Source organism: Enterobacter sp. RHBSTW-00994 (assembly GCF_013782625.1).
GTDB lineage: Bacteria > Pseudomonadota > Gammaproteobacteria > Enterobacterales > Enterobacteriaceae > Enterobacter.
In genome coordinates this window covers 3861397-3883250 of record NZ_CP056199.1, presented here as the reverse complement: position 1 = coordinate 3883250, position 21854 = coordinate 3861397, and the positions used below count along the sequence as shown (strand labels likewise).

Here is a 21854-nt window from a genome sequence, read left to right as displayed (position 1 = left end):
AGGCAGCCTCTCCGCCGGAAGGTTAGTCGTGTGCGCCGATTTCGCGAAGCGGACGACCTTTCATCAGGTTACGTTCAATGTGTTCCAGTGAAACGTGTTTGGTTTCAGGAACCAGCCAGATAGTCAGAACAATGAAGAACAGATTCAGACCAGCATAGACCCAGAAGGTGTTTGCATTGCCCAGGCTATTAAGCATGGTCAGGAACGTTGCGCCGACAATCATGTTGGCAATCCAGTTGGTTGCGGTTGAGCAGGTGATGCCGAAATCGCGCCCTTTCAGTGGCTGGATTTCGGAGCACAATACCCAGATCAGCGGACCTGCGCTCATTGCAAAACCAATGATAAACATCAACAGCATCGCGACGGCAAAGTACTGGGCGGATGGCGAGTGAATGCCTACATGCATCATTGTTCCCAGGACCCCCATCCCGACGGCCATCACCATGAAACCGAGGGTCAGCGTAGGTTTACGTCCCCAGCGATCAACCAGACCGATTGCAATAAAGGTCGCCAGTACGTTGGTCAAACCAACAATAACCGTCCCCCACATTTGTTCAGTGGTGTTGGTATAACCCGCCAGTTCAAAGATTTTTGGCGCGTAATACATAATGACGTTCATCCCGGTGAACTGTTGCATCACCTGTAGCAGGACACCCAGGAATACTGCGCGACGGAAGTTGCTGTTCTCTTTAAACAGCGCCCAGCCTGATTGCTTAACCTTGAGGCTTTCGCGGATCTCTTCCAGCTCATTTTTCGCTTCAGCGCTGGTATCACGTAGACGCAGCAGAACACGTTCGGCATCGACAAAGCGACGTTTCGCCGCGAACCAGCGAGGGCTGTCCGGGAGGAAGAAAACGCCAACCAGCAGCAGGATCGCCGGGATGATAATCACACCCAGCATCCAGCGCCATGCTCCGCTATAGCTGAAGGCGGTGTCAGAAAGGTAAGCCCCCAAAATACCGATGGTGATCATCAACTGGTACATCGAAATCATGCTGCCACGGATTTTCTCTGGTGCGATTTCGGATAAATACAGTGGGGCAGTGTAAGAGGCCACACCGACAGCCAGGCCAAGCAGCACGCGGGAAACCAGCAGTACTTCAACATTGGAGGCGGCAGCAGAAAACAGAGAACCGGCGACGAACAAAATCGCACCAATCATCAAACTCTTTTTGCGGCCCAGTTTGAAGGAGAGCCAGCCGCTGCCTACTGCACCAACAGCAGCACCGAACATCATGGAGCTTACGACCCACTCCTGGGTGTGCGCGCTAATCTGGAATTCGTCGGTGATAAAGGGTAATGCGCCGGCAATCACGCCGATATCCAGGCCAAAAAGTAATCCTGCCAGGGCTGCGAGGAAGCAGACAAAAAATGTCATCGCTTTGTTGGACGTACGCCCCTGTTTTTTATTGTCAGGCATTATGCCCTCCAGTTGGGTTATCAGGTTTATCGATGTAAAGGGTAGGTTAGTGAGGCGTAAAAATATGTGATATTCATCACGTTAGTGTAATCGCTTACATGGCCAATGAAGCATAAATTAAATTAACAATTTGAAAATTAAAGGATAAATAAAGTGATGTGCATCCTGTTTGCATTATTTTCAGACTTAACTGAAATAAAATGTAACAACAGGGAAAGTGAGATCAACTAAAGAGATTAATCCGAAAGAAAGGTAATTTAGATGAGATGTAAGCGGTTTCATTATGATGCAGGAGTCATACTACCAACCGATTAAAAAGCAAAAAGGCCAGCACGAGGCTGGCCTTTTAAAACGTAGATGTCAGTCGATTATTTCAGACCGGCAGCTTCGCGCAGCAGAGCGGCTTTGTCGGTTTTTTCCCATGGGAAATGTTCGCGACCAAAGTGACCATATGCTGCGGTTTCTTTGTAGATTGGGTGCAGCAGATCCAACATCTGAATCAGACCGTATGGACGCAGGTCGAAGAACTCGCGCACCAGCAGAGTCAGTTGCTCAGAAGGCACTTTTTCAGTACCGAAGGTTTCCACCATGATGGATGTTGGTTCTGCCACGCCGATAGCGTAGGAAACCTGAATCTCACAGCGGTCAGCCAGGCCTGCAGCAACGATGTTTTTGGCAACATAACGTGCAGCGTAGGCAGCGGAACGGTCAACCTTAGACGGGTCTTTACCGGAGAATGCACCGCCACCGTGGCGAGCCATGCCGCCGTAGGTATCAACGATGATTTTACGACCGGTCAGGCCACAGTCACCCATTGGGCCGCCGATAACAAAGCGTCCGGTTGGGTTAATGAAGTATTTGGTAGAGGCGTTCAGCCATTCCGTCGGCAGAACCGGTTTGATGATCTCTTCCATCACTGCTTCTTGCAGGGATTTCTGATCAATATCTTCGGCGTGCTGAGTTGACAGAACGACGGCATCGATACCCACGATTTTGCCATCGTCATACTGGAAGGTGACCTGGCTTTTCGCATCAGGACGCAGCCATGGCAGCGTACCATTTTTACGAACTTCAGCCTGACGCTGCACCAGACGGTGTGCGTAGGTCACCGGCGCAGGCATCAGCACGTCGGTTTCGTTGGTCGCATAGCCAAACATCAGGCCCTGGTCGCCAGCACCCTGTTCCAGCGGATCAGCACGGTCAACACCCTGGTTGATGTCCGGAGACTGTTTACCAATAGCGCTCAGGACGGCACAAGAGTTGGCATCAAAGCCCATATCAGAATGCACGTAACCAATTTCACGCACGGTATTACGGGTGATCTCTTCAATATCAACCCATGCGCTGGTGGTGATCTCACCGCCAACCAGAACCATGCCGGTTTTGACATAGGTTTCGCACGCCACGCGCGCTTTCGGATCCTGAGTCAGGATCGCATCGAGCACTGCATCGGAGATTTGGTCAGCGATTTTATCAGGATGCCCTTCTGATACGGACTCGGACGTAAACAGGTGTTTTGCCATGTTTTATTTCACCTAAGAAGAATTTATTTAGCTCAAACTGCCGTGTTGGATAGCAATGGTAGATAATTATACCAAGGCAAGCAGGTTAATAACACTGGCAGTCTGAGTGTTAATCAGTATGGATGGATTAACATCTGGACGGCTATTTTAGGTCACTTCTTCGCCCGATTTCCAGTTTTTTTTGACTAAGCTCTCACTGTGTTGAAATCACAGCTGGAAATTTTTCCTGACGGTGCTGGCAACACGCACATTAATCTTTTGCATTTTGTCTGTCTTCTCGGTATAAAACGCGGCGCGCGGCTCACTACCAAAAAAGCGCTCGATGATCTCATCGTGTCGCCACTTCCAGCCGGGTTAAGCAGTGAACTTTTAGCTTTGGCTTGTGGTCCGTTTCAGCAGAAGCGGCCGTGGAGGTGATACGAGATAATGAACCATCGTTTTTCGCTAATTCAGCGCAGCCGTTCTGGCGCGCCTTTGATTCCCGCAACCCGCAAATCTAGTCTGCAAACCTGCCGATGTTATACCCATTTCGGTGCTTCTCAGGATTCCAGAGCCGGTCATCCGCTTGGTGAAAACTGAACAAGGGCGCTCTTGTTAATTCAGGAGTTATCTCGTGGTTTCGCCGAACCTTGTCATACAGAGTTCGGATACGTGTTTTACAATGATATGAATAAGAAACCGGTCGCACGGTCTGTATTCCAGCATTCTCTGCTGGAAAATGGGGCCGTTTATGGGTTGTTATCGCGGTGTAACGCTGCGATAGTAGTCAACTGTTTTACACTTAATACAAAGAGTTGAGGTTCGCTATGTCTGACGACATGTCTTCGGTTTCGCCTTCGTCAGCGGGCGAACAGGGTGTACTACGTTCCATGCAGGAGGTTGCGATGAGCTCCCAGGAAGCCAGCAAGATGCTACGCACTTATAATATTGCCTGGTGGGGCAATAACTACTACGACGTCAATGAACTGGGCCACATCAGCGTTTGCCCTGATCCTGACGTACCCGAAGCTCGCGTCGATCTTGCCAAACTGGTGAAAGCGCGTGAAGCACAGGGCCAACGCCTGCCCGCATTGTTCTGCTTCCCGCAGATCCTGCAACACCGCTTGCGCTCCATTAATGCAGCGTTTAAGCGTGCACGTGAATCCTACGGCTACAACGGCGATTACTTCCTGGTTTATCCGATTAAGGTTAACCAGCATCGTCGTGTGATTGAGTCGCTGATTCATTCAGGTGAGCCTTTAGGTCTGGAGGCCGGTTCAAAAGCTGAGCTGATGGCGGTTCTGGCTCATGCCGGAATGACCCGTTCGGTGATTGTCTGCAATGGCTATAAAGACCGCGAGTACATTCGCCTGGCGCTGATTGGCGAGAAGATGGGCCACAAGGTCTATCTGGTCATCGAAAAAATGACTGAGATTGCCATCGTACTGGAAGAGGCTGAGCGTCTGAATGTGATCCCGCGCCTAGGTGTGCGAGCGCGTCTGGCGTCGCAGGGTTCCGGTAAGTGGCAATCCTCTGGCGGTGAAAAATCTAAATTTGGTCTGGCGGCGGCACAGGTTCTGCAGTTGGTTGAAATCCTGCGTGAGCGCGGCCGTCTGGATAGCATTCAGTTGTTACACTTCCATCTGGGCTCTCAGATGGCGAATATCCGCGATATCGCGACCGGTGTACGTGAATCAGCCCGTTTCTACGTTGAACTGCACAAACTGGGTGTAAACATTCAGTGCTTCGATGTGGGCGGTGGCCTGGGCGTAGACTATGAAGGCACACGTTCGCAGTCGGATTGCTCCGTGAACTACGGCCTGAACGAATATGCGAACAACATTATCTGGGCGATTGGCGATGCGTGTGAAGAGCACGGCTTGCCACACCCAACGGTGATTACCGAGTCTGGCCGCGCGGTGACCGCGCATCATACCGTACTGGTTTCCAACATTATCGGCGTAGAGCGTAGCGAAATTTCCGAAGCTACGCCGCCGCAGGATGATGCGCCTCGGTCCTTGCAAAATATGTGGGAAACCTGGCAGGAGATGCACGAGCCGGGCAACCGTCGTTCACTGCGTGAATGGCTGCATGACAGCCAGATGGATCTGCACGATATTCATGTCGGCTATTCATCCGGCACATTCAGCCTGCAGGAACGTGCGTGGGCAGAGCAACTGTATCTGAACATGTGCCACGAGGTGCAGAAGCAGCTTGACCCAAGCAATCGCGCTCACCGTCCGATTATCGACGAATTGCAAGAACGTATGGCGGATAAAATCTACGTCAACTTCTCGTTGTTCCAGTCAATGCCGGATGCGTGGGGGATTGATCAACTGTTCCCGGTATTGCCGCTGGAAGGGTTGAATCATGCGCCTGAGCGTCGTGCAGTGTTACTGGATATCACCTGCGATTCTGATGGCGCTATCGATCATTACGTTGACGGTGATGGGATTGCGACGACGATGCCAATGCCGGAGTACGACCCGGAGAACCCACCAATGCTGGGCTTCTTTATGGTTGGTGCGTATCAGGAAATCCTCGGTAACATGCACAATCTGTTCGGTGATACCGAAGCTGTTGATGTGTTTGTCTTCCCTGACGGCAGCGTGGAAGTGGAGCTGTCCGACGAAGGGGACACCGTGGCGGACATGCTGGAATATGTGCAGTTGGATCCGAAAACCCTGCTGACGCAGTTCCGCGATCAGGTGAAAAACACCGGTCTGGACGATGCATTACAGCAGCAGTTCCTGGAAGAGTTTGAAGCGGGTCTGTACGGGTACACCTACCTGGAAGATGAGTAATTCCTTTTCCCTCTCCCCTCAGGGGAGAGGATTCGGATGCGGGGCAAAGACTGCACAATGCCCTATACTCTCTTGAACCCGTATGAATTAACGGCGATAATTCGCCCCAATAAGCGATTAACGAATCAATCCCTTCCTCGTCGGGTTTAACGACGCGGAGGGGATTTTTTTTCATCATTTTTTAATGCATCGACTCTAAACGAGGTCAGGACATGAGCACTTTAGGTCATCAGTACGATAACTCTCTGGTATCTAACGCGTTTGGTTTTTTACGCCTTCCAATGAACTTCCAGCCGTATGACAGCGACGCAGACTGGGTGATCACCGGCGTTCCATTTGATATGGCCACCTCTGGCCGCGCGGGTGGGCGTCACGGCCCGGCTGCCATTCGTCAGGTGTCGACAAACCTGGCCTGGGAGCACAACCGCTTCCCGTGGAACTTCGACATGCGCGAGCGCCTGAATGTGGTGGACTGCGGTGACCTGGTTTATGCCTTCGGTGATGCGCGTGAAATGAGTGAAAAACTGCAGGCGCACGCTGAGAAACTGCTGGCCGCCGGCAAGCGTATGCTCTCTTTCGGTGGTGACCACTTTGTCACTCTGCCACTGCTGCGCGCTCACGCGAAGCACTTCGGTAAAATGGCACTGGTGCACTTCGATGCACATACCGACACTTATGCGAATGGCTGTGAATTCGACCACGGTACGATGTTCTTTACTGCGCCAAAAGAAGGGCTGATCGATCCTAACCACTCTGTGCAAATTGGGATCCGTACCGAGTTTGACAAAGATAACGGCTTCACCGTACTGGACGCATGTCAGGTGAACGATCGTGGTGTGGACGATATTATTGCTCAGGTGAAGCAGATTGTTGGCGATATGCCTGTTTACCTGACCTTCGACATCGACTGCCTTGATCCTGCGTTTGCACCGGGTACGGGTACGCCAGTGATCGGTGGACTGACTTCCGATCGCGCGATCAAGTTGGTTCGTGGTCTGAAAGATCTGAACATCGTGGGAATGGATGTGGTGGAAGTCGCTCCGGCTTACGACCAGTCTGAAATTACCGCCCTGGCTGCAGCGACCCTGGCGCTGGAAATGCTCTATATCCAGGCTGCGAAAAAGGGCGAATAAGCTTAAAGGCAGAACAGAGCGAGCCCTCTCCAGTGGAGAGGGCTTTTTTATGTGCTTAGAACACGTTAAATGGGTATTCCACGTAAGCGCGGATTTCATTCCCGCCGACGTTGTAATCGCTGGCATTGCTGGAAACGCGCAGCACGGAATAACGTAATTTCAGTTTCAGATCTTTCGCCGGGCCATTCTGGACCTGGTACTGAACCTGGTTAAACCATTCATGTTCTTTACCGTTGCTGGTTTCAGACGTTTTGATGTTATCGCCACGAACATAAGCGGTCGTCCAGCTCAGGCCAGGTAAGCCGAGGCCGGCAAAATCCAGCCCATAAGAGGCTTGCCAGGAACGTTCGTCTTCACCATTAAAATCAGACCAATAGGAGTTCGCCAGCCAGATCGTGTTGCCACCATCACCGACGCCACCCTGGTCGCGGTAACTGCCGTAATGGTAACCGGTACTGCCGCTGCTCTGCTGATACGCCACCTTAAAGGTATGAATATCCCAGATATAGCTGGCTGCAAGGCTCCAGATACTGTTGCTGCGTCCGGTGTCGAGGCTATTCGCATAACCTTGATCCAAACGGGAGTTATAGCCGTTGAAGTCGAGAACCAGTTGCTGTCCGGTGCTGAAGGGTTGTTTGAAGTTCATGCCCAGGTACTGCTTGTTCAGCACTTCTTCAACGTGAGAAGCATACAACGCACCGCTAAACTGGTCGTTGAACTGGTAGCTTGCACCGCCGAAGGAGAGGCTCTTCAGCCCACTGTCATGACGATCGTCACTTTTGCGCTGTTCATCGGTGAAATAACCGGCGTTGATGTCCAGCCCGTCGAGCTCTTTTGACGTCAGCATTGCGCCGGTATAGCTCTCAAACAGCAGGCGAGAGCTGTCTGAATTCACAATGGGCAGTTCCGGGCGCTGATTACCGTAGCTCAGTACGGTGTTGGAGATGCGCATTTTGGCCGTCGCGCCAAACTTTGCCAGGTCTGATTTTGCCCGGCCATCATCTTCTTGTTTGAAGAAGTCGATACCGCCAGCGCCGCTCTTGCCGCGGCCACCGTCCAGACGCACGCCATACTGGGCAATACCATCAACGCCGAAACCAATCAGCCCTTCGGTATAACCAGATTCGAATGTTGCCACAATGCCCTGGCCCCATTCGGCTTTATCCTGCTGACCCTGATGATAATCACGGCCAATATAGGCATTGCGTAAAAATAGATTTAAATGGCTGTCATCAACAAATCCATTGCTATCCGATTGCTGGTTTGCCAGAGCAGGTATTGATGCGAATAAACTTAATACAATTAATGATAATTCTTTTTTCACGGAGGGAACTTCTCTTTCTGGATAATATCAAATTGTTCTGTTGCGTAATGAATAGTTACCTGAATAGATAATGATTGCAATCATTATGTGAATGCATGTTTTACGCCATCGCTCAGCCCGCAAGGGATAGCGGTGAGAGGGTAGACTATGGTTTATTTTGGCGATATACCTCCGTGCAGAGATACCATCGGCGGTCAATATAAAGAATGAGATATTACGCTGTGGTAAGTTTATATTTCGAATAAAACACTTCTGGTCTGTTGGTTAGTTATTGGCATTCTGTGCGTTTAAATTAACAATAGATGCTTTATAGAAAAGGAGGCAATATTGCCTCCTTACTTACTTAATTTATTTAATTCCGTCTGCCGCCATGCGGTCACGAATATGTTGAGCTCGCGCTTCTGAGGCCGGATGATCGTCAAACATGGAGCTTTGACGTCCTTCTTCCAGTTTTGCCAGTTTCTCAAAGCTGGTGGCTAAGCCTGACGGGTTGATGCCACGCTTGCGCAACAGGTTATAAGAATAGTCATCGGCTTCAGATTCCTGGCGCTGTGAGAACTGGGAGTTGACCAGCTTTTCACCCAAATCACCCAACTGAGATTGCGATAAACTGCCGACAATTCCGCCCGCGGAGGCTGCTGCTGCGCGGACGGCGTTTGTACCTAGCGCCACCTGCATGCCTTTCTTCACATGACCCAGTGCGACGTGACCCATTTCATGGCCGATCACCGCTTCGACTTCGTTATCGTCCATCATGTCCATCAGCCCGCTATACACGCGGATACAGCCGTTAGCCATGGCGAACGCGTTTACATCTTTCGCAACATAAACTTTGTAGTTCACCGGCTGACCATTGATATTGTCACCTAACGCAGAGGCGATCTTATTCAGACGCTGCGTGTAAGTGCTGTTGGCCGGTGCGATGGTAGCTTTATTGTCCATCTCTTTACAGGCCTGATCGCTTAACGTTTTCACCTGGGCATCGCTCAGGGAATACGCCTGAAAAGCTTCTGCGCCTGAGGTCATCAAGCCGTTAGAGTCCATATTCTGACAGCCGCTCAGCAGGAGCGTTGTACCAAAGGCCAGCACAATTGCACGCATTTTCATGATGTTGCTTCCGTACTTGTTAATCTGAATTAAATCTGAAAAATGCACCGGTAGCGAAACCGGAGTGGGCTAAGTATAAGGAAGAATGAGAGTGGCGGGCGAGTAGATTGCGCAACATGCGAGCATGATCCAGAGATTTCTTAAGCTGCAAAAGAATGCTCCATGTACATGCTTTCTCGCTTGGGTTACATTGTTGGCACTTTTTTCCGGCATAGCCCAAAACGCGCTGTCGTCAAGGGCATGGCCTTTAACAGTCCGATCTGGAGTTAAAATGTCCTCACGTAAAGAGCTTGCTAATGCTATTCGTGCGCTGAGCATGGACGCAGTACAGAAAGCCAAATCCGGCCACCCGGGCGCCCCTATGGGTATGGCTGACATTGCCGAAGTCCTGTGGCGTGATTTCCTGAACCATAACCCGCAGAACCCATCCTGGGCTGACCGTGACCGTTTCGTGCTGTCTAACGGCCATGGCTCCATGCTGATCTACAGCCTGCTGCACCTCACCGGGTACGATCTGCCGATCGAAGAGCTGAAAAACTTCCGTCAGCTGCACTCTAAAACGCCAGGTCACCCTGAAGTGGGTTACACCGCTGGCGTTGAAACCACCACCGGGCCACTGGGTCAGGGTATTGCGAACGCTGTCGGTATGGCAATTGCGGAGAAAACACTGGCTGCGCAGTTCAACCGTCCTGGTCACGACATCGTTGACCACTTCACCTATGCGTTCATGGGTGACGGCTGCATGATGGAAGGCATTTCTCACGAAGTGTGCTCCCTGGCAGGAACCTTGAAACTGGGCAAACTGGTTGCGTTCTATGACGACAACGGTATCTCCATCGATGGTCATGTTGAAGGCTGGTTCACTGACGATACCGCGAAACGTTTTGAAGCCTACGGCTGGCACGTTGTACGTGGTGTTGATGGCCACGATGCTGACTCGATTAAACGTGCGGTTGAAGAAGCTCGTGCAGTGACCGACAAACCGTCCCTGCTGATGTGCAAAACCATCATCGGTTTCGGTTCACCGAACAAAGCAGGTACGCACGATTCCCACGGTGCACCACTGGGTGATGCTGAAATCGCGCTGACCCGTGAAGCTCTCGGCTGGAAACACCCGGCATTCGAAATCCCGTCTGACATCTATGCTCAATGGGATGCAAAAGAAGCCGGCCAGGTGAAAGAAGCCGCATGGAACGAGAAATTTGCGGCCTATGCAAAAGCCTTCCCGCAGGAAGCGGCTGAATTCACCCGTCGTATGAAAGGTGACATGCCAGCTGATTTCGATGCGAAAGCGAACGAGTTCATCGCTAAATTGCAGGCGAATCCATCTAAAATTGCCAGCCGTAAAGCGTCTCAGAATGCTATCGAAGCCTTTGGTCCTTTGCTTCCTGAATTCCTGGGCGGTTCTGCCGACCTCGCTCCATCTAACCTGACTATCTGGTCTGGTTCTAAAGCAATTAACGAAGATACTGCCGGTAACTACATCCATTACGGTGTACGTGAATTCGGTATGACTGCGATTGCGAACGGTATCTCCCTGCACGGCGGTTTCCTGCCGTACACCTCTACTTTCCTGATGTTCGTTGAATATGCGCGTAATGCCGTGCGTATGGCTGCGCTGATGAAACAGCGTCAGGTGATGGTCTACACTCATGACTCTATTGGTCTGGGTGAAGATGGTCCAACTCACCAGCCGGTAGAGCAGGTTGCTTCCCTGCGCGTTACTCCAAACATGAGCACATGGCGTCCATGTGACCAGGTTGAATCTGCAGTTGCGTGGAAATACGGTGTAGAGCGTCATGACGGTCCAACCGCGCTGATCCTCTCTCGCCAGAACCTGGCTCAGCAGGAACGTACTCCAGAGCAGTTGGCTAACATTGCTCGCGGTGGCTACGTGCTGAAAGATTGTGCTGGTCAGCCAGAACTGATCTTCATCGCTACCGGTTCTGAAGTTGAACTGGCTGTTGCAGCCTGGGACAAACTGTCTGCAGAAGGCGTTAAAGCGCGTGTGGTTTCCATGCCGTCCACTGATGCGTTCGACAAGCAGGATGCGGCGTACCGTGAATCTGTACTGCCGAAAGCCGTTTCTGCTCGTGTCGCAATCGAAGCAGGTATTGCAGACTACTGGTTCAAATATGTAGGCCTGAACGGCGCTATCGTCGGGATGACCACTTTCGGTGAATCAGCGCCAGCAGAACTGCTGTTTGAAGAGTTCGGTTTCACTGTTGAAAACGTTGTCGCGAAAGCGAAAGAACTGCTGTAATTCGGCATCATAAACAGGGACTCCTTAGCGTAATGTCAATTAGTTAAGGAGTCGCGACCGACAAGTAACGGTGTAAGGATCCGTAATCTTTTTAGGGATTACGGATTTTTTTACTACTTAACTAAGTTCTCAATACTATTCATAAATTCAATAAGTAATAGTTTTCTTCTCTTTCTTCTCTTTCGTTTTCAAATTTTTAACTGACAAGCATCAGACGTTTCAGTGTCTTTTTTAAATCTCCATTATTATTTTATTGGATTATTTAAGAATAAATTAGAAGGCCGTGTCTTATTGATGTGTTTTTTGAATTAAATCATGCCACATGAGTATATTAATGGATTATGCATTTAAGGGGGTTATATTTGTTTGATTGATTATTCATGGGGTGATTAATTATGTGTTGAGTATGCGGGTTCGGAAAGAAATAAAATCTTTAGGGGTTGTATAATCGAACTAACAAATATAGTCTTCGCCGATTAATGTGAAATTCTCTTTCATGGAGCGTAGAGATGAAACTTTATGGCGGAAAGTTGCTTGCTGCAATTCAGATAGTCCTGCAATTATGTCCATCTTCCTTTTTATTATATTTAGCACCAACCGGGAATGTCAGTGCACAGGAGTTAGTTCGTGCTGATGAATCCTCACAGAAACAGACTGAAAACAGTGTTGCAAAGGCCACAATACAGGCTGGCACGCTATTAAGTAACGACAATGCAGGGGAGCTAAGTCAGGCAGTAGTGTCTACCACGACAGGTATGGCTTCTGAAGAGCTACAGCAGTGGTTAAATCAGTTTGGTACGGCGCGAGTGAACATCAGCACAGATGAGCATTTCACATTAAATGACTCTGCACTGGATGTATTGTTGCCGATTTATGATTATAAGGAAAATCTGCTATTTACCCAACTGGGTGGTCGTCGCCATGATGAACGTAATATTATTAATGCTGGTATAGGTTATCGTTATTTCTCTGACAAATGGATGCTGGGAACTAATGTTTTTTATGACCGCCAGATCTCAAGTGTTCAACATGATCGTTTGGGCTATGGGGTAGAGTTAGGTTGGGATTATATTAAGCTTTCTGCTAATGGTTATATTCGTCTGAGTGACTGGATGTCCTCATCCCGTTATACCGATTATAATGAACGTGTTGCTAATGGTTTCGATATTCGGGCTGAAGGGTATTTACCCGCTTGGCCACAGCTTGGCGCAAATGTTATTTATGAGCAATATTATGGTAACAGCGTGGGATTGTTTGGTGATGATGACGATTTTCGGCAGAAAAACCCACATGCTATTACGCTTGGACTGAACTATACCCCGTTTCCTTTGCTGACGTTTGGTATGGATCAGAAATGGGGTAAAAATGGTGAGAACGATACCCAGCTTAATCTGACGTTCAACTGGCTCATGGGAATGCCGTTAAGCAACCAGTTAGATAGCTCTGTGGTGGCACAACGTCGCTCGCTTATGGGGAGCCGACAAGATCTGGTCGCGAGAAACAATAATATTGTGCTGGAATATCGCAAACAGGATCTGATCTCGCTGACGCTCCCTTCTTCTTTGGAAGGGAAAGAACAATCCAGACAGAATATCAGCGCGAAGGTTAAAACTAAATATGGCCTTGACCATATTGAATGGCAGGCGGCATCCTTTCTGAATAATGGCGGAAAAATTGTCCAGGGTAGTGCTCCGGATCAGTTTGTCCTGACCCTACCCGCGTGGCAGGGCAATGGTATCAATAGTTACACGTTGATGGGGACGGCATGGGATAAAAATGGCAATAAATCAAATGCCAGCGAGATGAAGATCAATATCAGTGGCATTGATATTACTGTTCTCCAGTCTTCTGTTGCTGTGACTCCGGGTAAGGTTCCAGCCGATGGAGTGAGTACTGCCACGGTTACGGTGAGCCTTAAAACCAGTCAAGGAGCTAGTGCAGCAGGATTGGCTTCGCGTTTGACCACCTCACTATCCCCCTCAACAACGGTTGATCCTGGTATTGCGGGTCTGCTGAAAAAAGCCACTATGACAGATTATAGTGAAACTGCGCCAGGAGAGTACGTAGCGACGCTTACATCAGGCAACCAACCTGAAACGTTGCTTATTCAACCACTGATTGACGGAACGGAAAGACTGGCTAGCACAAAATTGATCGAAGAGGCAGTTGAGACACTTCCACAACTTGCCGGGCTCGATATTTCAGCTACGAGCGCCCAGGCGAGTGGGGCTGCGCCGATAATGTTGATGGCGCATGTTACTGACCAATACGGCCGGGCATTGAAGGGTATTGCCGTCAACTGGGTTGCGGATTCCACGCAGGTAACGCTGTCTTCATCCCGGGTCTCGACCAATGAACAGGGAGACGCGCAGATTCAGGTCACGAGTAATGCCATATTGAACACAATCATAACCGCACAGTTGGAGAAAGGGGCATCATTAAGTTCACCTGTGTTGAGTTTTGTGGCGGACACTGCGACGGCCAAAGTAGTCTCTATTGACAGTGAAAAACAGCAGATTATTGCGAATAATAACGACACCAGCATGCTCACGGCCTTGGTGATAGATGATTTTAATCATCCTCTGGAAGGTGTAACCGTTAACTGGACTGTAGAGAAAACAGATAACACCCGTATTGGAAGCCAATCGTCATTAACTGACAGGCAGGGAAAAGCGACGTTTGCATTGAAGTCGGCAAAAGCGGGAACAGTGACAGTAACTGCGGATGTGAACGGAAAATCGCCGCAGAAAACAGAGTCTATTACCTTTGTTGCTGACAGTAGTACGCAGAAGATTAGTGCCATTTCTGCGAGTAAAACGCAGGCTATTGCTAATGGTAATGACGGCATTACATATACTGCTATCGTGACAAATGCGAAGGGCGAAACACTGAAAAATATGAGGATATTCTGGTCATCTGATACCCAGAATACCCGGTTCAGCGAGACAGAGACTACCAGCGATGAGAATGGTCGTTCGCAAGTAGCGGTGATGTCAACCAGCGCTGGTAGTATGGTTATCTCTGCTCGCACGCAAGAAAGCACTGCGCTTCAGGCTGAGCGGGTGATGTTTGTCGCCGATGCGACGACAGCTAAACTGGCGAATATTGTCACAGATCGCCAGAGCGTTGTCGCCAATGGAAAAGAAGTTATTATCGTCAGCGCAACTGTCACTGATGCCGACGGTAATTTGCTGGAAGGGGCTGAGGTTAACTGGAGCGTCTCACCTTCTGGCGCAGAAATGTCGGTACAGAAGAGTAAAACCAACAGAAGTGGCGTCGCTCAGGTACAGGTGTCCTCGAAAGTGGCGGGTAGCTATGGCGTGGATGCTGGCATTAATGGTGCTTCGCAGCGTTTGTCCGGGCTAAATTTTACGGCTGACCGCACTTCTTCGCAGGTGAGGACATTGGTTGCCGATAAGTTGACTGATATTGTTGCCGATAAGGATAGTGTGGCCTTGACGGCTAGTGTGATGGACGCAAACAACAACCCGGTTTCGGGCGTGACGGTAAACTGGAGCAGCAGCGAAATCAGTAGTAGTTTCAGCCACGTGTCGTCCGTAACGGATGAAAATGGGCGGGCGGTGACGGCATTTTCTAGTCTGAAAACAGGGAGTATTACTGTAAATGCTACGGCAGGTGTAAGCAGTCAGTCGCAAATACTGCATGTGATTGGGAATACCGGAACGGCGCAAATCAATACTGTTACTGCGGGTAATTCACAGGCCATCGCAGATGGCGCTTCATCAGTTATATGGACCGCGGATATCACAGATGCCAACGGTAATGTGCTGAAAGGGGTGACGGTAAACTGGACAACGGATAATCAAAATATACAACTGTCTTCTGTAAATAGCATCACATCAGATAGCGGTAAAGCGAGTGTCAGCGGCACGTCAGTTAAAGCTGGAAGTGTGAAACTGATGGCCTCGCTGGTCTCGCCAGCGGGCCAGCGTAGCGCGAATGTCGTCACTTTTATCGGTAATGCCAAAACGGCGAAAGTCGTCAAACTGATCGCCAGTACTGACCACGTAGCGGCTAACACCACACCTATTATCTATATGGCTACTATTACAGATGCTAACGATAATCCATTGAAAGGGGAAACGGTCTCATGGACGACCACTATAAATAAACTTTCTGCTACGACCAGCAATACGAATGATAAAGGTGAAGCGGCGATACAAGTATCCGGTTCTGACTTTGGCAAGGTAACAGTTACGGCCAGTATTAATGGTAGTAATATTTCAAACTCCTCTGCCATATTTATGGGGACGATTGACGATACGTGGAATATTCCCAGCGCTGCTCAGTCCAGTGCTTACACAGGAGAAACGATTTATAACTTTCTCAACCTTGGTTTTGTTGTAACCGGAGACACTACGGGTCCTGCATCCTTAATATGGACACATAATTATGGGGCGTATTCAGTATTGACAGCTAAGCTGACAGATGAAAAAGGCAACATTCAGACTGTTACGTTCAGAGGACAGGTATCGAACAGATGTACTTTCTTTGAATTTAACAATGCTTCAGGGTGCACAACACCGGGTAATGCACCGAAGATTACCTACATACCAGAAGATGGAAATAACGCCTCGCTGCCTAAGGGGAATTATCGTGGTGTCATTACATTTAATGGTCGTGACTGGCATACCTCCTGGGCGCTGAACTATACCATTACAACGACGCTGAAAGTGAACTAACCTTATCTCTCCCGCAGCGCCAGCATCTGCTGCGGGAGAGCTATATAAGTATGAAACCAGCACATATGAGTGAGTAATGCTTCAACATAATTTTCCTCCGTACCTTCATCTGCTTTTGTCGGCATCAAACAGTAAAATGTGACGCAAGTCAGATAAATTGCGAATCCACCTGGACAGACATTCCTTTTATTCCTTGTTTCGCTTATTCTTGCTGAAGCGTTTCAGTTGATTAAGTGTTCGACAATTGACCAATCAGTCGCAGTTTGTGACAGGCGAGGATTCCCCTCTGAGCATAGCTGGATTACTCTTTCAGCCACCTCAAACTCAGGGATAGCCTTGCAGGAGATCTATGACCGTACGCGTAGCGATTAATGGTTTTGGTCGCATCGGGCGTAACGTGGTTCGTGCTTTATATGAATCCGGACGTCGGGCGGAAATCACCGTGGTGGCCATCAACGAACTGGCGGATGCCGAAGGCATGGCGCATTTGTTGAAATATGACACCAGCCATGGACGTTTTGCATGGGATGTTCGCCAGGAGCGTGAACAGCTCATGGTTGGCGACGACGTCATTCGCATTCTGCACGAACGTACGCTCAATGCACTTCCCTGGCGGGAACTGGGTATTGATGTCGTACTGGACTGTACCGGTGTATACGGTAATCGCGAGCACGGCGAGGCGCATATCGCCGCTGGTGCGAAGAAAGTGCTCTTTTCACATCCCGGCAGCAACGACCTCGACGCTACAGTTGTATTTGGTGTTAATCAGGAGCAATTACGTGCGGAGCATCGCATTGTTTCTAACGCCTCTTGCACAACAAACTGCATAATACCCGTCATTAAATTACTGGATGATGCTTACGGTATCGAGTCTGGGACCGTTACGACGATCCACTCCGCCATGCATGATCAGCAGGTGATCGACGCCTATCATCCCGATTTACGACGCACTCGCGCCGCAAGCCAATCGATCATTCCTGTGGATACGAAGCTGGCTGCGGGGATCACCCGTATTTTCCCGCAGTTTAACGACCGTTTTGAAGCGATTGCGGTAAGAGTTCCGACGATTAACGTCACTGCAATTGATCTCAGTGTAACGGTGAAAAAACCGGTAAAAGCCTGTGAAGTCAACCTGTTGCTGCAAAAAGCGGCACAGGGTGCATTTCATGGTATAGTTGACTATACGGAATTACCGTTGGTCTCAGTAGATTTTAACCACGATCCGCACAGTGCCATCGTTGATGGTACACAAACGCGCGTCAGTGGCGCACACCTTATCAAGACGCTGGTCTGGTGTGATAACGAATGGGGCTTTGCTAACCGAATGCTCGACACCACGTTAGCAATGGCCGCTCAAGGTTTCAGGTAAGACGCATTGTGCGTCTGCAAAACTTTAAGAATCAACGAGAGGATTCACCATGTCTGTAATTAAGATGACCGATCTGGATCTGGCTGGTAAACGCGTTTTCATCCGTGCTGATCTGAACGTACCGGTTAAAGATGGCAAAGTGACCAGCGATGCGCGTATCCGTGCTTCTCTGCCAACCATCGAACTGGCACTGAAGCAGGGCGCTAAAGTGATGGTAACCTCCCACCTGGGTCGTCCGACTGAAGGCGAGTACAACGAAGAGTTCTCTCTGCTGCCGGTTGTTAATTACCTGAAAGACAAACTGTCCAGCCCGGTTCGCCTGGTGAAAGATTATCTGGATGGTGTTGAAGTGGCTGCAGGTGAACTGGTTGTTCTGGAAAACGTTCGCTTCAACAAAGGCGAAAAGAAAGACGACGAAGCGCTGTCTAAAAAATACGCTGCACTGTGCGACGTATTCGTAATGGATGCTTTCGGTACGGCTCACCGTGCACAGGCTTCCACTCATGGTATCGGCAAATTTGCTGACGTCGCTTGCGCAGGTCCACTGCTGGCTGACGAACTGGAAGCACTGGGCAAAGCCCTGAAAGAACCTGCTCGTCCAATGGTCGCTATCGTTGGTGGTTCTAAAGTGTCTACCAAACTGACCGTTCTGGATTCTCTGTCCAAAATCGCTGATCAGCTGATCGTGGGTGGCGGTATCGCAAACACCTTCGTTGCTGCTCAAGGCCACAACGTCGGTAAATCCCTGTACGAAGCAGACCTGGTTGATGAAGCGAAACGCCTGCTGACGACCTGTGATATCCCAGTCCCAACGGATGTTCGCGTAGCGACTGAGTTCTCCGAAACGGCGACCGCTACTCTGAAATCTGTAAACGACATCAAAGATGAAGAGCAGATTCTGGATCTGGGTGACGTTTCTGCACAGAAACTGGCTGATATCCTGAAAAACGCCAAAACCATTCTGTGGAATGGCCCGGTTGGTGTGTTCGAGTTCCCGAACTTCCGTAAAGGGACTGAAATCGTTGCTAACGCCATCGCAGATAGCGAAGCGTTCTCTATCGCTGGCGGCGGTGATACCCTGGCAGCTATCGACCTGTTCGGTATTTCCGACAAAATCTCCTACATCTCCACTGGTGGCGGTGCATTCCTCGAATTCGTGGAAGGTAAAGTCCTGCCAGCAGTAGCAATGCTCGAAGAGCGCGCTAAGAAGTAAGCCATTCAAGGGCAGGGAAACCTGCCCAATTTTCAGCGTGCTTTTTAGAGCCCGCACCTTTTCTAACGGCCGAAGATACAGGACTACGTAACATGTCTAAAATTTTTGATTTCGTAAAACCTGGCGTGATCACTGGTGATGACGTTCAGAAAGTGTTCCAGGTAGCTAAAGAAAACAACTTTGCTCTGCCAGCAGTTAACTGCGTGGGGACCGACTCCATCAACGCCGTACTGGAAACCGCTGCAAAAGTTAAAGCACCGGTTATCGTTCAGTTCTCCAACGGTGGCGCTGCGTTCATCGCAGGTAAAGGCGTGAAAACTGACGTTCCTCAGGGTGCTGCAATCCTGGGTGCAATCTCTGGTGCACATCACGTTCACCAGATGGCTGAGCACTACGGTGTTCCTGTTATTCTGCACACTGACCACTGCGCGAAGAAACTGCTGCCGTGGATCGATGGCCTGCTGGACGCGGGTGAAAAACACTTCGCTGCGACCGGTAAACCGCTGTTCTCTTCTCATATGATCGACCTGTCTGAAGAGTCCCTGCACGAAAACATCGAAATCTGCTCCAAATACCTGGCACGTATGTCCAAAATGGACATGACCCTGGAAATCGAACTGGGTTGCACTGGTGGTGAAGAAGACGGCGTAGACAACAGCCACATGGACGCTTCTGCTCTGTACACCCAGCCAGAAGATGTTGATTACGCGTACACCGAGCTGAGCAAAATCAGCCCACGTTTCACCATCGCGGCATCTTTCGGTAACGTGCACGGCGTGTACAAACCAGGTAACGTTGTTCTGACTCCAACTATCCTGCGCGATTCTCAGGACTATGTTTCTAAGAAACATAACCTGCCGCACAACAGCCTGAACTTTGTATTCCACGGCGGTTCCGGTTCTTCTGCTCAGGAAATCAAAGATTCCGTAAGCTACGGTGTGGTGAAAATGAACATCGATACCGATACCCAGTGGGCAACATGGGACGGCATCCTGGGCTACTACAAAGCTAACGAAGCTTACCTGCAGGGTCAGTTGGGTAACCCTAAAGGCGAAGATCAGCCGAACAAAAAATACTACGATCCACGCGTATGGCTGCGTGCTGCACAGACCTCTATGATCACGCGTCTGGAGCAGGCATTCAAAGAACTGAACGCGGTTGACGTTCTGTAATTTGAGTCGCTAAATGCCTCGGAGAGGTCCGCAATTGCGGGCCTTTTTTTATGCATTTTCAACAGCCTGTCCTCGCTGTTTTTGTGATCTGTTTGGCAAATCCCTCTCTTTTTGTTTACCCTTTACTCACCTGCCTGTCTCCATGGGGGATGGATTTTTGTGATTTGGTTTAGCATAAGGAAGAATGAATGGAACAACTCGACGTCGTAGACAGCATCAATAACGCGGGCTCCTGGCTGGTGCGCAATCAGGAATTACTGTTGAGCTATGCCGTGAACATCGTCGCGGCAATCGCCATTATTATCGTCGGGATGCTCGTGGCACGCATCGTATCGAATACCGTGAATCGTGTGATGCGGGCTCGTCAGATTGATGCCACAGTCGCTGATTTTCTCTCCGCACTGGTGCGCTACGGGATTATTGCATTTACCTTGATCGCCGCACTTGGGCGCGTAGGTGTACAGACTGCATCGGTTATCGCTGTACTTGGTGCTGCGGGTTTGGCTATTGGTCTGGCATTGCAGGGGTCATTGTCGAACCTCGCCGCAGGCGTATTGCTGGTGACTTTTCGTCCATTCCGATCAGGGGAATATGTTGATCTGGGCGGTGTTGCCGGAACGGTATTACAGGTGCAGATTTTCTCTACCACGATGCGTACTACCGATGGGCGTATTGTTGTTGTGCCGAATGGGAAAATTATCGCGGGGAATATTATTAACTTCTCCCGTGAGCCGGTTCGCCGCAATGAGCTGATTATCAGTGTGGCGTATGATTCGGATATCGATAAGGTTAAATCGCTGATTTCAAATATAATCGCTTCTGACGATCGTATTCTGAAAGATAAAGAGCAGACCGTTCGTTTGAATGAGCTGGGTGCATCTTCCATTAATTTTGTCGTGCGCATCTGGAGCAAAAGCAGCGATCTGCAGAACGTCTACTGGGATGTGCTGGAGCGCATTAAACGTGATTTTGATGCCAACGGTATCAGCTTCCCGTATCCGCAGATGGATGTGAATGTAAAACGTGTGAAAGAAGGCGAGTAATCCTTTTTCCTCAGGCCCGGTCAGCATAACGCTACCGGGCTTTTTATTAGTGATACTAATCTGTGATTAATATTATCAATTTCCTCTAATGACACTCTCGCAGTATAGTCAGCACCCAGGACAAACTGCATGAGATGTATCGAATGTTATCTTATTATTTTCAAGGTCTTGCGCTTGGTGCGGCGATGATCCTTCCTCTGGGACCACAGAATGCGTTTGTGATGAACCAGGGGATCCGTCGTCAGTACCATTTGATGATTGCCTTGCTGTGCGCGGTGAGTGATTTGCTGTTGATTTGCGCCGGGATCTTTGGTGGTAGCGCATTGCTAATGCAGTCTCCCTGGCTGTTAGCATTCGTCACCTGGGGTGGCGTGGCGTTTCTGTTGTGGTACGGTTTTGGTGCGTTGAAAACGGCGATGAGCAGCAACCTTGAACTGACCCACGCTGAGGTGATGAAACAGGGCCGCTGGAAAATCATCGTCACTATGCTGGCGGTAACGTGGCTCAACCCACATGTTTATCTGGACACGTTTGTGGTGCTGGGCAGCCTCGGCGGCCAACTTGATGTTGAGCCAAAACGCTGGTTTGCTCTGGGAACGGTGAGTGCATCCTTCTTATGGTTCTTTGGTCTGGCATTAATGGCAGCCTGGCTTGCTCCACGTTTACGCACGGCAAAAGCGCAGCGCATCATTAATACGTTAGTCGGCGCGGTGATGTGGTTTATCGCTTTTCAGTTGGCGAAAGAGGGGATTCATCATGTGCAAGGGTTGTTCAACTAAGCGTTGTCTTATGGACAACTGA

At 49.7% G+C, this 21854-nt stretch carries 14 protein-coding genes; 10 read left to right on the top strand and 4 right to left on the bottom strand.

Annotated features, from left to right (window positions below):
- Positions 1-22 precede the first annotated feature (22 nt).
- Positions 23-1420, bottom strand: a complete 1398-nt coding sequence (galP, locus tag HV346_RS18515; RefSeq protein ID WP_181620702.1) for a galactose/proton symporter — start codon at positions 1418-1420, stop codon at positions 23-25.
- A 368-nt stretch (positions 1421-1788) separates the two neighbouring features.
- Positions 1789-2943 carry a methionine adenosyltransferase gene (gene metK, locus HV346_RS18510; protein ID WP_181620701.1) on the bottom strand — a complete coding sequence of 385 codons (1155 nt, stop codon included), beginning with the start codon at positions 2941-2943 and terminating at the stop codon, positions 1789-1791.
- Between the two features lie 666 nt (positions 2944-3609).
- Between metK and yqgB the strand changes: the two genes are divergently transcribed.
- The 3 genes from yqgB to speB all read left to right on the top strand — a co-directional run bounded on the left by yqgB (position 3610) and on the right by speB (position 6859).
- Positions 3610-3741 carry an acid stress response protein YqgB gene (yqgB, locus tag HV346_RS18500; RefSeq protein WP_181620699.1) on the top strand — a complete coding sequence of 44 codons (132 nt, stop codon included), beginning with the start codon at positions 3610-3612 and terminating at the stop codon, positions 3739-3741.
- Positions 3742-3749: 8 nt separating this feature from the next.
- Positions 3750-5726 (top strand): biosynthetic arginine decarboxylase, encoded by a 1977-nt coding sequence (gene speA, locus HV346_RS18495; RefSeq protein ID WP_181620698.1) that lies wholly within the window; start codon positions 3750-3752, stop codon positions 5724-5726.
- A 212-nt stretch (positions 5727-5938) separates the two neighbouring features.
- Positions 5939-6859 (top strand): agmatinase, encoded by a 921-nt coding sequence (gene speB, locus HV346_RS18490; RefSeq protein WP_058608614.1) that lies wholly within the window; start codon positions 5939-5941, stop codon positions 6857-6859.
- Between the two features lie 55 nt (positions 6860-6914).
- On the opposite strand, the gene HV346_RS18485 is transcribed toward speB, so the two are convergent.
- Positions 6915-8183, bottom strand: coding sequence for an OprD family outer membrane porin (locus tag HV346_RS18485; RefSeq protein WP_181620697.1), 1269 nt, complete (start codon positions 8181-8183; stop codon positions 6915-6917).
- A gap of 348 nt (positions 8184-8531) precedes the next feature.
- A complete protein-coding gene (locus HV346_RS18480; protein ID WP_181620696.1) occupies positions 8532-9290 on the bottom strand; it encodes a M48 family metallopeptidase in 759 nt (252 codons plus the stop codon).
- A 271-nt stretch (positions 9291-9561) separates the two neighbouring features.
- Here HV346_RS18480 and tkt point away from each other — a divergent pair, with 271 nt between their 5' ends.
- From tkt to argO, 7 genes are all read left to right on the top strand, one after another.
- A complete protein-coding gene (tkt, locus tag HV346_RS18475; protein ID WP_181620695.1) occupies positions 9562-11553 on the top strand; it encodes a transketolase in 1992 nt (663 codons plus the stop codon).
- Positions 11554-12062: 509 nt separating this feature from the next.
- Positions 12063-16256 (top strand): inverse autotransporter beta domain-containing protein, encoded by a 4194-nt coding sequence (locus tag HV346_RS18470; protein WP_181620694.1) that lies wholly within the window; start codon positions 12063-12065, stop codon positions 16254-16256.
- Positions 16257-16605: 349 nt separating this feature from the next.
- A complete protein-coding gene (gene epd, locus HV346_RS18465; protein ID WP_181620693.1) occupies positions 16606-17625 on the top strand; it encodes an erythrose-4-phosphate dehydrogenase in 1020 nt (339 codons plus the stop codon).
- A gap of 49 nt (positions 17626-17674) precedes the next feature.
- The gene (pgk, locus tag HV346_RS18460; protein WP_100779013.1) at positions 17675-18838 is read left to right on the top strand and encodes a phosphoglycerate kinase; all 1164 of its coding nucleotides are present in this window, start codon (positions 17675-17677) and stop codon (positions 18836-18838) included.
- 92 nt (positions 18839-18930) lie between these two features.
- Positions 18931-20010 carry a class II fructose-bisphosphate aldolase gene (gene fbaA / locus HV346_RS18455; protein ID WP_181620692.1) on the top strand — a complete coding sequence of 360 codons (1080 nt, stop codon included), beginning with the start codon at positions 18931-18933 and terminating at the stop codon, positions 20008-20010.
- Positions 20011-20198: 188 nt separating this feature from the next.
- Positions 20199-21053 (top strand): small-conductance mechanosensitive channel MscS, encoded by an 855-nt coding sequence (locus HV346_RS18450; RefSeq protein WP_181620691.1) that lies wholly within the window; start codon positions 20199-20201, stop codon positions 21051-21053.
- Between the two features lie 143 nt (positions 21054-21196).
- A complete protein-coding gene (argO, locus tag HV346_RS18445) occupies positions 21197-21832 on the top strand; it encodes an arginine exporter ArgO (RefSeq protein ID WP_181620690.1) in 636 nt (211 codons plus the stop codon).
- The last annotated feature ends 22 nt before the right edge of the window (positions 21833-21854 follow it).